Annotated in this window: 12 protein-coding genes, 1 tRNA gene and 1 pseudogene; 1 reads left to right on the top strand and 13 read right to left on the bottom strand. The window is 61.8% G+C overall.

What is annotated here, in order from left to right:
- Positions 1-167: 167 nt before the first annotated feature.
- The 13 genes and pseudogenes from HCH03_RS03670 to HCH03_RS03610 form a co-directional block, all read right to left on the bottom strand.
- Positions 168-980, bottom strand: a complete 813-nt coding sequence (locus HCH03_RS03670; RefSeq protein ID WP_221688376.1) for a UTP--glucose-1-phosphate uridylyltransferase — start codon at positions 978-980, stop codon at positions 168-170.
- Between the two features lie 247 nt (positions 981-1227).
- Positions 1228-1413 carry a heme exporter protein CcmD gene (ccmD, locus tag HCH03_RS03665; protein ID WP_114600991.1) on the bottom strand — a complete coding sequence of 62 codons (186 nt, stop codon included), beginning with the start codon at positions 1411-1413 and terminating at the stop codon, positions 1228-1230.
- Between the two features lie 101 nt (positions 1414-1514).
- A complete protein-coding gene (ccsA, locus tag HCH03_RS03660; RefSeq protein WP_080144567.1) occupies positions 1515-2288 on the bottom strand; it encodes a cytochrome c biogenesis protein in 774 nt (257 codons plus the stop codon).
- Positions 2289-2373: 85 nt separating this feature from the next.
- The gene (locus HCH03_RS03655; protein ID WP_221688375.1) at positions 2374-3132 is read right to left on the bottom strand and encodes a heme exporter protein CcmB; all 759 of its coding nucleotides are present in this window, start codon (positions 3130-3132) and stop codon (positions 2374-2376) included.
- A gap of 1 nt (position 3133) precedes the next feature.
- A pseudogene (locus HCH03_RS03650) lies at positions 3134-3799 on the bottom strand (ABC transporter ATP-binding protein); the annotation flags it as partial.
- A gap of 55 nt (positions 3800-3854) precedes the next feature.
- On the bottom strand, positions 3855-6278 hold the full coding sequence (locus tag HCH03_RS03645) for a heme lyase CcmF/NrfE family subunit (protein WP_221688374.1): 2424 nt from the start codon (positions 6276-6278) through the stop codon (positions 3855-3857).
- Positions 6279-6350: 72 nt separating this feature from the next.
- Positions 6351-7016 carry a cytochrome c maturation protein CcmE domain-containing protein gene (locus HCH03_RS03640; RefSeq protein WP_221688373.1) on the bottom strand — a complete coding sequence of 222 codons (666 nt, stop codon included), beginning with the start codon at positions 7014-7016 and terminating at the stop codon, positions 6351-6353.
- A 239-nt stretch (positions 7017-7255) separates the two neighbouring features.
- On the bottom strand, positions 7256-7972 hold the full coding sequence (gene cgr1, locus HCH03_RS03635; RefSeq protein WP_080145301.1) for a cytochrome c-type protein Cgr1: 717 nt from the start codon (positions 7970-7972) through the stop codon (positions 7256-7258).
- Between the two features lie 275 nt (positions 7973-8247).
- Positions 8248-9498 (bottom strand): ammonia-forming cytochrome c nitrite reductase subunit c552, encoded by a 1251-nt coding sequence (locus tag HCH03_RS03630; RefSeq protein WP_221688372.1) that lies wholly within the window; start codon positions 9496-9498, stop codon positions 8248-8250.
- Positions 9499-9981: 483 nt separating this feature from the next.
- A tRNA-Ala gene (locus HCH03_RS03625) sits at positions 9982-10057 on the bottom strand.
- A 121-nt stretch (positions 10058-10178) separates the two neighbouring features.
- On the bottom strand, positions 10179-10448 hold the full coding sequence (locus tag HCH03_RS03620) for a helix-turn-helix domain-containing protein (protein WP_221688371.1): 270 nt from the start codon (positions 10446-10448) through the stop codon (positions 10179-10181).
- Positions 10449-10457: 9 nt separating this feature from the next.
- Positions 10458-11003: a hypothetical protein gene (locus tag HCH03_RS03615; protein ID WP_221688370.1), complete on the bottom strand. Its 546-nt coding sequence runs from the start codon at positions 11001-11003 to the stop codon at positions 10458-10460.
- A gap of 207 nt (positions 11004-11210) precedes the next feature.
- Positions 11211-12467 carry a radical SAM/SPASM domain-containing protein gene (locus HCH03_RS03610; RefSeq protein WP_221688369.1) on the bottom strand — a complete coding sequence of 419 codons (1257 nt, stop codon included), beginning with the start codon at positions 12465-12467 and terminating at the stop codon, positions 11211-11213.
- A gap of 421 nt (positions 12468-12888) precedes the next feature.
- Between HCH03_RS03610 and HCH03_RS03605 the strand changes: the two genes are divergently transcribed.
- Positions 12889-13092: a hypothetical protein gene (locus HCH03_RS03605; protein WP_080144556.1), complete on the top strand. Its 204-nt coding sequence runs from the start codon at positions 12889-12891 to the stop codon at positions 13090-13092.
- Positions 13093-13138 lie beyond the last annotated feature (46 nt).

The raw sequence follows: 13138 nt of genomic DNA, 5'->3' as shown, positions 1-13138 counted from the left end.
AGAAGCCGGGCTGCCCTCGACAAGTAACCCGGCTTAGCACTTGACCCGCACCACCCGGTTGCGCGGGCGCTGCTGTCGAATCGGATTGTAGCGTGCGCTGAAACGAAAAGCAAGCGCCGCAAGCATCGGTCACGGATGCCTCATGCAAAGCACCCGTTCGCTCGCTCCTACCCGTTCTTCCGCGCGAACAAGATGTTGTTCGTTTCCAGCCAGCTTTCCACGGTACCCGTGTCGAAGCCGTCGGCGGGGTCGATGACCAGCGCGTACATCTCCTCCTCGCGCAGCACGGCGTCGAGCGCGTCGGTCAGCTGGATCTCGCCACCCACGCCGGGCTCGACGTCGGCCAGAAGCTCCATCACGCGCGCGCTCAACAGGTAGCGGCCGAACACGGCCAGGTTCGACGGCGCGTCCTCGAGCGCCGGCTTCTCCACCAGCGCGTCCACCTTCCACACGTCGTCGGACACCACCGCGCCCGCGATGACGCCGAAGCGGCTCACCTGGTCGTCCGGCACCGGCATGACCGCGATCACGCTGGCCCCGCCGTGGGCGTCGGACACCTCCTGCATGCGCGGCAGCATCTTGTTGTCGGGCACCAGCACGTCGCCCAGCAGCACGTAGAACGGCTCGCCGCCCGTCTTCTCGTGCGCGCAGTACACCGCGTGGCCCAGGCCCAGCGCCTCGTCCTGGTACACGTAGCTCACGTTGTAGTCGCCCACCTGCTCCACGAGGTCCGCGTACTTGTCCTTGCCGCGGGCGCGCAGCGTTGCCACGAGCTCCGGGTTCGGGCTGAAGTGGTCCTCGATGGCCTTCTTCTCGCGGCTGTTGATGATGACGACCTCGTCGGCGGCCGACGCCAGGCCCTCCTCCACCACGTATTGGATGGCCGGACGGTCCACCACCAGCAGCATTTCCTTGGGCTGCGCCTTCGTGGCGGGCAGGAAGCGCGTGCCGAGGCCGGCCGCGGGAATGAGAGCTTTCATGAGCAGATGCCTTTCTCGAAAATATCGGGGTTAAAAGCGAGGACGCCGCGATCAGGCGGCGTCCTCGGCGAATCGCTCGGATTATTGTAGCATGAGCGATGCTTCCGTAGGGCAAGGGCTCTGCCCTTGCCGCTCAACAAGCAACGTTTTCGCAGGTCGTCGGCAAGGGCAGAGCCCTTGCCCTACAAGATCAACGAAACAACGCCTTCGACACGGCTCCGCGGCCGCATGCCGTGCGCGGCAAAGGCTAGTCGCGCCGCTGCTCCTCGATGGCCTCCTCGAGCACGGCCATCTGCTTCTCCGTCTTCTTCAGGCCGCGCACGACCATGAACACGTACACGAACAGCGCCAGGAACATGAGCGCGTACGCGCCGATCACGTAAGGCGCGGCCGGCAGGATGGTGCTGTAGATCTCAACGAGAACGGGGTTCATAGGATTCTCCTTCTATCGGCAACGAACGTCACACAAGTCCAGCAACGTCAGCGAGGCTTCGGCGGCGCGGGCTCGGCCGCCGCTCGGCAAGCAGCGGACCATCAATCTTCAAGCTGCTCTTTGACGGCTTCCACGCGCTCGGCGAGGCGCGTCTGGCGGAAGCGCAGGCGGTACAGGCCGAAGGCGATGAGGAAGAAGCCGAACATGGACAGCAGCAACGGCACGAGCATGTCGGGCGACAGGCCCGAGTCCGTGCGGAAGATCACGGGATGCACGCCCGAGGGCACGAGGCGCGTGATCATGAAGCAGATGGGCGCGTCCACGAACGCGATGATGCCGAACACGCTGGCGTAGGTGGCGCGGCGCTCCGGGTCGTCGATGGCGTTGCGCAGGATGAAGTACGCGATGACCACGAGCATGAGGATGAAGTACGTGGTCAGGCGCGGCTCCCACGTCCACCACACGCCCCACTCGAAGCGCTCCCACAGCTCGCCCGAGAACATGGTGCACAAGATGAACAGCAGCGCGATCTCCGTGGCTATCTTGCCGCACGTGTCGAACCGCTTCTCCTTCGTCATAAGGAAGCGGATGCCGTAGTACGCCGTGAAGGCCAGCGCCACGAACGACGTGATGGCCACCGGCATGTGGAAGTAGAATATCTTCTGGGACAGCAGCAGCTTGTTCGCCACCATCTGCCCGCCGATCAGCTCCACGCCGTCCACCGACGCGCCCAGCACGAGCGGCGCGAGCGTGAACGTGAGCACGAATCCGATGGTGGCCAACACCGCGCCCCCCAGGAGCATCCACGGAGCCGCCGCGTCGGGCCACCCGCCTGCCTCCGGCAGCTTCAGGGCCTTCTTCGTTTTCTCGGCCATACTTCTCCTTTCACCTTTCGTCGGTCTGACGACCGCGCGGGATCCTTCGACTCGCTTCGCTCGCTCAGGATGACAATCTAAGGCATCAAGCGCTGATGACGAAATCGTACAGTACCCAGCTCAGCAGTATCATGATCACGTCGTAGCCGCCGGCCAGCAGCAACGACGGGAAGAACACGTCCATGTAGCCCTCGCCCCCCACGACGACGGCCGTGGTGGCCGACACGCAGGCCCACAAAAGCGGGAAGATGAGCGGGATGAACAGCACGGCCAGCATGACGTCCTTGCCGCGCGTGTTGATGGTGATGGTGGACAGCAGCGTGCCGATGCCCGCCACGCCCACGGTGCCCACGAACAACGGCACCACCAAAAGCCAAAAGCTCTCACCCGTCGTGGTGGTGGTGAGGAAGAAGAAGTAGAACAGCGGCACGGCGATCACTTCCACCACCAGCAAAAACAGCAGGTTCGACGTGGCCTTCGCCAAGAAGATGACCGAGCGGTCGAGCGGCACCAGCAGAATGCCCTCCAAGCAGCCCTGCTCCTTCTCGTGCGAGAACGAGCGGTTCAGGCCCAAGAGCGACGTGAACACCACGAGCGCCCACAAAAGGCCGCCCGACATCTGCAGCACGTCGAGCGTGGAGGTGGTCTGCGCGAGCGCCGCCCCGTACACCACCAGCACCAGCAGCGCGTAGATGCCCATCGACGTGAGCATCTCCTTCGTGCGGAACTCCTGCTCCAAGTCCTTGCGCAGGAGCGTCTTATACTGCTGGAACGTGGAGGGCCGCGCAAGCGCCACGCTGCCTGCGGGCCGGGCCGCGGCCGCCGCCTTCTTCGCGCGCGCCATGCTACGCCACCCCCATGCCAACCGTGGCCCGGTACAGGCCCGTGAACTCGTCGAAGTCGAACGCGTCCTTCTCGTCGAACGCCACGACCTTGCCTTTCGCCAGCACGAGGGCGTGCGTGCACATGTCAAAGCCCTTCTGAAGATCGTGGCTCACCATGACGAACGTGCGACCTTCGCGCTGCGACGCTATGAGCTCGTCGAATATCTCCACGGCGTGCGGGTCCAAGCCGGAGTACGGCTCGTCCAGGAACACGACGTCGGGGTCGTGGATGAGCGCGCGGGCAATGCTCAGGCGCTGCGTCATGCCGCGCGAGAACGTGCGCACCACGTCGAGTCGGCGGTGCTTCAGCTCCACGGCCTCCAGCATGGCCATCACGCGCGCTTCCGGATCCTCCACGCCGTAGAGCCGCGCGTAGATCAGCAGGTTCTCCTCGGCCGTGAGGTCGGGGTAGAGCATGGAGTTGTGGGAGATGAGCCCGATATGGTCGCGCACTTGGTCGGGCTCCTCCTTCAGGTCGATGCCCATGAGCAGCGCCTTGCCCGAGGTCGCGCGCGACAGCGTGGCCAGCACCCGCAACAGCGTGGTCTTGCCGGCCCCGTTCGGACCGAAGATGGACAGGAACGCCCCTTGCGGCACCTCGATGGACACCTTGTCCACCGCCCGGCGGTTCCCGAACACCTTCGAGAGCTTCTTGGTTTCGATCGCAGCGACCATGGGGTCTTTAAGCCTCTTCCTTCTTCTCTTCCGCGAGGGCGCTCGCCCCTTCGCCGGCCGGATCGGCTGGCGCCGCAGGGGATCCTTCGACTTGCTTCGCTCGCTCATGATGACAATCGGGAGCGCCATCAACCTCCTTGGAGCAGGAGGGGGCGGCGTCGTCCACCAAGCGAGTTCCGCAGCTCTGCGAGGACTGTTTGAGCGACTGGGCGATGCCGTCCCCTCCTGCGGACTCGCCGGTCGGGTCGGCACCGTTCCCGCTTGCAGGCTCCTCAACAAGCTTGCCGCGCTTCGCGCCGCGGCGGCCCAGAGTGGCTATGGCGACGCCAACCATGAGCAGCCCGAACCCTATCCACACTTCGGAGATGAGCGGGTTCACGCGCACGTCCATGGAGAAGTCGCCGTTCTTGTTCACACCCTTGTACACCACGAACAGATCCTCCGTGGGGAACGATATCACGCCCGCCACCAGCTTCTGCTGCTGCGTGGACTGCACGAGCTGCACGGCCGGCGACACGGATCCCACGAACTGGCCTTCCTTGTACACGTCGTAGTTCACCGTGTACAGAATGTCGTCGCCGTTGGGCATCTCCTCGACGGAGTTCGACGTGTATTTCAGCGTGAAGTCCTGTATGGAGAAGTCCTCGGTGGTCGCGTCGGCCTCCTCGTCGTATCCCACATAGCCCGTCCGCTCGGTCACGAACATCGACGAGCCGATGAGGCCCACCAAGATCACGGCCATGGCCAAATGCGACAGGAACCCGCCGAACGACGACGCGCGGTTCACCAGCATGCCGAACGCGGCGGAAAGCACGCCCGTGCCGTTCTTCTCCCGGTACGCGCGGATGCCGCGCCCCAACATGAACAGCGAGTTGAAGAACAGCAGGCTCGCCACCAAGAAGCCCACGACCGTCAGGCCGTTGTAGTACCAAGCAGGGCTCAGCGTGGACAGCGTCTCCTTGGCCGATTCGCTGCCCTGGGCCGCCAAGGCGGCGTAGTACGCCACGTTGTCCTGGTAGCTGGGCAGCAGGTAGGTGACGTAGTAGAACATGAGCGCCGCGAACAGCACAAGCGCGCAGATGCCGGGCACGCGGGCGCGCTTCCAGAAGCGCTTGCCCTCCGTCTTGCCCCACGACAGCAGCGGGCACACCGTGAGCACGATGAGGTACAGGATACCCAGCGGCCGCGCGATGGCGTCGTAGGTTCCCGTGGAGAACTTCAGGCCGAACGGCAGCGCCGGGGCGATGGTCATGAACGTGAGCAGCAGCGTGAACACGATCATGAGAAGGTTGTTGAAGTAGTAGGCGGCATCTTTCGAGACCATGCTGGAGATGTCGTCGCCGCCGGCCGTGGACGGCCCGAACGACTTCCAACGCACGATGATGCCCACGAGTCCGACCAGCACGGAGGCGGCGATAAGGCCGCCGAACAGCACGAGCGAGACGTTGTCGCCCTCGAACGCGTGCACGGACTGCACGAGACCGGAGCGCGAGATGAACGTGCCCACGACGACGAACGCGAACGTGAGGCACGCGCACATGACCGACCAGCGCTTGAACGCACCACGCTGGCGGTACACGGTGAAGCTGTGGATGAGCGCCACGCCCACCAGCCAGGAAAGCAGGCTGGCGTTCTCGACGGGATCCCAGCCCCAGTAGCCGCCCCAGCCGAGCACGACGTAGGCCCACACGGCACCCAGGCCGATGCCGATGCCGAGGAAGAACCAGGAGAACAGCGCGTAGCGCTGCGAGCGCACGACCCACGTTTTGGACGAATCGTTCGTCACGACGGCGGCGATGGCGTAGGCGAACGGGATGGTGAGGCCGGCGTAGCCCACGAACAGCGTGGGCGGATGAATGGCCATGGCCCAGTGCTCCAGCAGCGTGTTCATACCCCACAGCGCCGCCTCGCCGCGCAGGTTGCCCTGGGCGTCGAAGTACTGCGACGCCATGGCCTTGAACGGCATGTTGCTCTCGGAGAACAGCGTCACGCCCACGAACGCGGCCAGCACGATCTGCGACACGAGCAGCGCCATGGAGTCGAGCCTCTCCTGGCGCTTCAGGTTGCGAACCGCCACCACCGCGTTGAACACGGAGATGAGCCACGCCCAGAACAGCAGCGACCCCTCGCGTCCGGCCCACAGACCCGAAAGCTTGTAGAGCCACGCGATGGAGCTGGAGGAGTCGGAGTGCTGGCGCACCACGTACTCGATGGACGTGTCGCCCGTCATGAAGCAGTACACCAGGATGCCGCAGCACGCCGTGAGCCCCACGGCGGATACGATGGCCGCCACGTGGCCGCCCCACGTGAGGGTTTCCGCGACGCCGCCCGCGCGCTTGCGCCCCATGATCGCGCCCACGAGAAGGCACACGATGGAGACGGCGACGGCGGCAAAGGAAACGAGCAGCCCTATCAGACCGAATGTTGACATGTAGGTATCCCTTCGCAGCGGCCGCGACGCGCGCGACCGCCAAGCTTATCCGATGGTTCTACGTCGTGCGCGTTACTGCGCGATAGCCACGTCGGTGGAGTGGAACTTGCCGTCCTCGTTGAGCGAGCCGGTGAGCACGAGCACGGAGCCGTCCTTCACCTCGTCGGACAGCGCGTCTTCGAACAGGACCGGCAACTCGCCCGCGCCGTCGGCGTCCGCGATGACGAAGCGGTCGCCTTGGCCGGCCGCCGTCAGCGTGCCGTCCTTCACCACGCCGGTCACCTTGACCGGCTTGTCCAGAACGCTGTCGCCGTATCCCGCGAGCTGCGCCACACCCAGCGCGTCGGTGGAGTTCTCGTACTTCGACGGGCACTTCGTCACGAGCTCCGTGGCGTGCAGCACGCCGTCCGCGCCGACCCTGCCTGTGCAGATGGCCGTCACGTCGTTGCCGAACGTGGCCGCCACGCCGCCCTCGTAGACGACGCGCAGCTGCTGCGTCATGTCGCCGTCTGGGTCGTAGATGTCGAACGTGAGCACGTTGTCGTCCGTCGTGAAGGAGTTCTCCACCACGTTGCCCGACACCTGGATCTTCTGGTCGGCGTACTGGCCGCCCGTCACGTCGGCTATCTTCACCGACTTCGCCGACGAGCTTCCCCCGACAACCGCCAGGACAACCACCAGCACGATGACGATGATGCCGGTGACGACGATCAGCCGTCGTTTCGTTTTCGCGTTCACGCTCGCCTCCTCCTCAAGAGCTTCCGCCCAATTGTCAGGTACCCTAAAGTTCCGAAGAACGGAAGCACAGCGAATTCAAAGATTCACCATGTCAAAACCGCTTTGCGCCCTCTGCGGAAGCGGGCCGTTCCGTTCTTCGAATCTTTGAAGAGGAAGCCCGTCCAAGCAAGACGCTTGAGGCGGGCTCCCTCTTCGTTATGCGGTTGCGCCCGAAGGCGCTTATCGACGTTGGTGCGGCTTTACGCAACCTCAAGCTTGCTCGCCTGCTGGTACGACAGCCATCCGTCAGGCACGTAGGCCTCGCTATGGCACTGCGTGCAGGCGTTCACCGAAGCGCGGTGAGCCTTGTGGCAGCTGCTGCAGGTCTGCTCGCCATGCTGCGGCGTGTGCGGATTGTACTGGCCCAGGTTAGACGTCGCCTGGATCAGATCGTCGCGCGTGAGATTGTGGCAGGACTCGTTCAGGCAGAACGCATCCTTCTCAATGCCGCGAGCCTCGACCAACTGCTCAAGATCGCGCTCCTCGAGCGGATAGTAGTAGTTGCCCGTGATCCAGTTCATGCCCTCGGACACCTGCTCGCCGATCGTCGGAACGTGGCAGCTAACGCAGGTGGCTTCGGCGCCGCCTTGGTCCTTCGACACGCGGTGGACGGCGGCCATCATGCCGCTGGCGTCAGCCACGTCGTTGCCCCACTTGTCCGTGGCCGGCTGGCCCGGCTCCGCCTCGTACGTCGGCAGATACGGATCCATCGGCGTGTGGCAAATGGCGTTGCAGAAGCTCGGCTGCTCGTGCCAAACCCAGAAGCCGGCACCGGCTGCAATCAAAACAACCACGACAACGCCGACAACGATGGGCCACTTCTTCCCCTTTTTCTTGGGAGCGGCTTCTTCGGTCGTGGAGTCGTCGGTCGCGGCTGCCTCGGCAGCGGCTTCCACTTTGGTTTCCTCTTCGCTCATCTCCATAACCCCCTTTCTTGCATCCTCGATTGCCCGTGCCTTCGCATCGGTTCGCGTATGGTCCGCAAATCCGTCGGCACAAGCACGTTACCTCATGCATACTAGCCCTCAGCCGGCGTTGCGCCTATCACCCATTTGGGGGGAATTAGCCCGTTTTGCCCCCTTTTTTCGTGTGAGGCGCGCTCTTCGGCTTGAGATTTCGGCATATGCGCCGGGAGGGGAAAGCGAGCCGCTTTCCCCTCCCCCGCGCGGCGGAGAGACCGGTCGCGTATCGTTTAGAGCATTGCCAAAGCTTGGTCCACGGCCGCCTCGGACTTGTTCAGCGTGTCTTGGGCGAGCGCGGAGTTGTGAGCGCCGTCGCTGTTCTCAACCATGACCCAATCCCAATAGAACTGGGACGTGCGGTTGAGGTCGCGGATCTTGTTCAGCTGGTCTTCGGCCATGCCGCTGTTCTGAGCCTCGGCGAGCTTGTTGTTCAGCGTGACCAGCTTGTCGCCGATGCTGTTGACGCGGTCGATGGCGACCTTCTGCTTGGCTTTGACTTCGGCCTTGATGTCCTGGTGGCACTTGGAGCAGTCGTTGGCGATGAGCTTGTCGTTCTCAAGCGGGCTCGTCCAGTTGTGGTTGGCGTACTCCAGGCCGTTGGCATCCTTCTCGGTGCCCATGTGGCAGTCGGAGCAGCTGTAACCCTGCTTGGCCATGGGAGCCATGTCGCCGCCGTACATGGTTTCGAACTCGGGGTGCTGCACCTTGATCTGCTTCGTGCCGTTCGTCGGGTTCGTGTGGTCGACGTAGTTGATGGCGTTCTCGTTGGCCAGAACCTTCTCCGGCGTGGCCTCGGCCAGGCCCTTCCACGGGTTCTCGGCCGACTTGTTCTCGTTGGGGAACAGGTACTCGTTGTGGCACTGGCCGCAGGACATGGCGCCCTCCGGCAGCTTGGCCGCGTCGTCGCCCACCGCGTCCACGAAGAACTGGCGGATGGCCTTGGAACCGTCGGCCGGGCTGTTCTCATGGCAGTCGTAGCAGCTGATAGGCTCGGTTACCTGGGCCTCCATCTCGTGGATGTCCGACGTGTTCAGCGTGGGGTCGGCGTTCTGCTTCAAGATGAACTCGGAGGACTTGCAGGTCAGGCAGTTCGCCGTCTTGGGGTTGCGCCCCGTTTCCTGAATGTCCGTGAGCGAGTACGTGTGGCCGTTCGGCTCGTTGTAGAACTTGGAGAAGGCGGAACCCGCCCAGATGGTTTGGATCTGCGGGTAGATTTGCGTGTAGTCGCCCGGATCCTTGTTCTCGCTGTTCTGCTCGTACGTGGCGTACTCGTTCGGGTACACGTCCTTCCACGCCTCGGCCGTGATGATGCCGTTCTCGTTCGGTGCGGGAATTTTGATGTCCACCGCCGATTCGCTTCCCTTGTCGACGCCTTCGCTCGGTTGCTGTGGCGCACAGGCCGCCAAGCCCATGACCAAAGCGCAGGCGCACATGAGGAAAAGCCATAATCTCGTCTTCTTGCTTGCAATGATGGCTTTCATCAAAGCATCTCCTCCCTTCGACCTTCTGTAGATCTCTCCTTCACGAAATATACACTTTTTCGCTGGGGGTTCCGGAGGCGTCGCAACCGCGCCGGGTGATTCCCACCCGAGGCATAGGGAAAAACCCTCCCCCGACTATTCGCAGGTCAGAATTGAGATTGGGCTGAGGATTTGCGGTGTGCATTGGGGTTAGGTTTTGGGGGTTGCGGTTGGAGCGGCGACGAAAGACGGCGAAGATTGAATTATGACTGTTAGAGTCATGGACAAAAATCATCGTCGTGGTTGATTCAGCTGCGAGAAACATGCGAGCCGTTTTCCGCCACCAGGCGTTTTATCGAAACACCCTATCCCTAACGCGCGTGAAATCGACCATAAGTCCCGATTTTGTCCCCGGGCACACGTTTTGCCTATAACCCGCAACTTCATAAGCCGCGACATGCAAATCGGGGCGAAGCCGTTGGCCTCGCCCCGATCAAGATTCCGTGGTGGAGATGATGGGATTCGAACCCACGACCCCCACGTTGCGAACGTGATGCTCTCCCAGCTGAGCTACATCCCCACGAATATGTGCGCCTTAGCGCGAGGACTTATTTTGCAGGTATTGGGTGCTTTTGTCAAATAGGGAATCAAAATGTCCATAGAACTTGCGCGTATATGCTGGGTAAAGAGACGGCTGCGAGCTAGCCATCGCTTGAATCATCTTCGTCAAAAGGTTCCTCGTCGCCAAAAAGCGCTCTCGCTTCTTCGGCAGATACGTGAACGATGATGTCACCGGGCTGGCAATCGAGCACCTCGCAAATGGCATCGAGCGTGGAAAAGCGGATAGCCCTGATCTTGCCCGTCTTGATGCGCGACATGTTCACGTTCGTGATGCCGACTCTAGCCGCAAGCTCATTGAGTGACATCTTACGGTCAGCCATGATGCGATCGAGGTGAAGGACGATAGGCATTGCGGGCGCCTAGAGAGTTTCGTCCGAAAATTCTTGGAGAAGGACACCGTATTGAAAGACAAAAGAGAAAGCAAATATAACCGCAGAAGCGATTAATGGGGCAAAATCAAAAGTAATAATTGCACTATCATTTGTAGAAAAATATCCAGAATTTAAACTACCAAGCTGGAACATTGCGGTGCTTGCAGAGAATATTAATTCCAGGACGGCATAAACTAAAAGGGCTAGTGCCATATAGCGGAGCCTATTAACCTGCTTTAATGTAAATGGGGACTCGCCTTTCGCTGTTTCGGAAAAAATACCATTCAATATCACGAATAGCACAGCCACAACCGCGCCACGCATAATATGTAAAACAATCGGAGTCACATCAGAGGCAAAATTTCCACCAGCGTTCGACGTGTTAACAAATGACGCAATCATAGAAACTACGACGAACAGCCAAAACAAACAAATGATGGCAAAAACCACCTTAATTACCACACTGATTCCTGCGCACACTCTATTGGTACGCATTAATGAAGCTCTTTCTTCTTCCAATTCGTTCGTAAACATACTCACCCCAAGCAATTGAGTCCGATTCCCGAATAATACTATTAACTTGATATATCGTCTCTATGAATGCGGAAGGCTCTCTCAAATGAAAGAGCCTTCGTTGATTGTTTTTGCGTCGTTTAGATACCTGGTGCGATGCAAAGCCCTCCTACAATACCGATAGGGTAGCAAACCGAACGCGGACCAGCCTCACTATAAAACAGCATCCTACACACCTCCTTTCGCTTTCTCCAATGCGGCGTTCATGGCCGCTCCTAACTTGTCGTAGAACTCCATGGTCATCGCGCAGTAAGAATCCCGGGACTCCAGACTGCCCGATGCGAACAGCGAGCGGGCTCGACAGCCTCCCCCGCAAATTCGTCCGTAACGGCACGTCGAGCATCCCTCGAAATGCTCCGCGTCTAAGGCGCGGCACGTGGCCGACACTTCGCTCTCGAGCGCCTCGGCAAGCGTGCCGGTGAAAACGTTCCCCATCGCCAGCTCGGGGCGATGGAGCATATGGCAGGGATACACCGTGCCGTCCGCCGCCACGCTCACACCGCGATACCCCGCTCCGCAGTTGCGCTTGACGGTTATGTTCATGCTCACGGGAGCGTCCATGGCGGGCACGGGCCTGCCATCGTCTAGGGTGAGCAGACTCGCTCCCAGCTTCCGCAGGGCCGCCTCGTCGGGCAGCAGGGCGGCAAGCTCGTCGTCGGGGGCGCAAGTGAGCAGGCTGAAGTTGAGCGTGGCGCCCAGGTCTTTCGACAGGCGCACGTAGTCTTTGAGGTCGTCCACGTTCTTCGCGTGCACGGTGGGGATAATGTGCGCTTCCCTGATGCCGGCGGCCTGCACGGCCTTCACCGCAGCCACCAGCTCGTCGAAACGCTGCTCTTCCCGAATGTAGGCCGGTGCCGAAGCCGAGCAGCCGTCGAACGAGACGGACACGCAATCGACGTTCGGCGCGAGCGCGGCCAGCGCTTCGTCGGTCATGCAGGTGCCGTTCGACAGCACGGTCACGGCACGGATGCCGCAATCGCGTTTCGCATAGGCGACGATGTCGGGAAGGTCGGCTCGCAGAAACGGCTCGCCGCCCGAGATGATGAGCGTGGCCAAGCCGGCGCCGGCCAACTCGTCGAGCGCGTGCTTGATATGGTCGAGCGGGGCGTCTTCCAGGCAGTTGCGCTGGTCGTCGTACGAATAGCAGCCCACGCAGGACAGGTTGCACCGCTGCGTAACGTGCAGGTAGGCCGACACCACAGCTTCGGCGGGCTTCTCGTTGCTGAAGAACCCGCCCCGCGTCAGATGCTCGAGCAGCGCGGCATCGACGGCAGCGATTTCGGGCTCCGCCACGTCCTCGCGTTGCAGCCGGTCACACACGGCGGCGCCTTCAGCGGTCAAGCCGATGGCGTAGCCCGTGTTCATGTTGCCGACCATGGGAATACCGGCGAAATCGAACGCGACCACCTGGTCACCGAACCTCATGAAGCCTCCTCGCGCCGTCCCCGCCAACCTGCCGCTCCGAAGCGGACGGCAGGCACGATCTGATCTCGTCGTTGACCCTCATTCTAAAGGTTGGGTGAGGCATTGTCGATTGCCTGAGGCGAAAAGCACTGTTGAGCAAAGCACGAACCGCTCTGAACGGCGCCGTTCGCTATCATTCGAACCCCGTTCGCGGTTTATCGTTTAATGACTATTGTAGTATGATACATTACCTCAGCAACGTCGCCGAGGCGGCGCGTCGCTGCATGCGCCGCCTCGGCCTGTGCAGTAACCCCCATTGAAAAGGGCAGAACGATGAGATCATGCAAAGAACCCCCCCCCCCCCCGCACTCGGCTGGGCCCTCGCTCGGTGCATAGCCACGCTCCAACGTCCAACCTCCTCAACGAAAGCGAATCAACCACTATGCCCGTTCAGACGAAACCTGAGAACGAAGCCCTCGACCTGACCTCTATCGGCGACGCCGCCCAGGCGTTGTTTTCCACAGCGGCGACCCCCGAAGAAGTGGCCGCTCTGCGCGACGAGCTGCTGCGCCGCGTGGCCGAATGCGCGAACGCCGTCCGTCGCGAGATAGCCGAAGAAGCCGAGCGCAAAGGCTCCGGCGAATAAGAACCGCGCCCCGCTAGAAGATGGGCCTCCGGCACCGCCCTCTCCT

Source organism: Gordonibacter massiliensis (ex Traore et al. 2017) (assembly GCF_019731765.1).
Lineage (GTDB): Bacteria > Actinomycetota > Coriobacteriia > Coriobacteriales > Eggerthellaceae > Gordonibacter > Gordonibacter massiliensis.
The sequence above is the reverse complement of the archived record's forward strand: the minus strand, read 5'-3'. Positions and strand labels throughout refer to the sequence as shown.

Bases quoted from the DNA above. Each gene is read 5' to 3' on its own strand.
- HCH03_RS03670 (WP_221688376.1), bottom strand. From the start codon at position 980: ATGAAAGCTCTCATTCCCGCGGCCGGCCTCGGCACGCGCTTCCTGCCC.
- ccmD (WP_114600991.1), bottom strand. From the start codon at position 1,413: ATGAACCCCGTTCTCGTTGAGATCTACAGCACCATCCTGCCGGCCGCG.
- ccsA (WP_080144567.1), bottom strand. From the start codon at position 2,288: ATGGCCGAGAAAACGAAGAAGGCCCTGAAGCTGCCGGAGGCAGGCGGG.
- HCH03_RS03655 (WP_221688375.1), bottom strand. From the start codon at position 3,132: ATGGCGCGCGCGAAGAAGGCGGCGGCCGCGGCCCGGCCCGCAGGCAGC.
- HCH03_RS03645 (WP_221688374.1), bottom strand. From the start codon at position 6,278: ATGTCAACATTCGGTCTGATAGGGCTGCTCGTTTCCTTTGCCGCCGTC.
- cgr1 (WP_080145301.1), bottom strand. From the start codon at position 7,972: ATGAGCGAAGAGGAAACCAAAGTGGAAGCCGCTGCCGAGGCAGCCGCG.
- HCH03_RS03630 (WP_221688372.1), bottom strand. From the start codon at position 9,498: ATGAAAGCCATCATTGCAAGCAAGAAGACGAGATTATGGCTTTTCCTC.
- HCH03_RS03620 (WP_221688371.1), bottom strand. From the start codon at position 10,448: ATGCCTATCGTCCTTCACCTCGATCGCATCATGGCTGACCGTAAGATG.
- HCH03_RS03615 (WP_221688370.1), bottom strand. From the start codon at position 11,003: ATGTTTACGAACGAATTGGAAGAAGAAAGAGCTTCATTAATGCGTACC.
- HCH03_RS03610 (WP_221688369.1), bottom strand. From the start codon at position 12,467: ATGAGGTTCGGTGACCAGGTGGTCGCGTTCGATTTCGCCGGTATTCCC.
- HCH03_RS03605 (WP_080144556.1), top strand. From the start codon at position 12,889: ATGCCCGTTCAGACGAAACCTGAGAACGAAGCCCTCGACCTGACCTCT.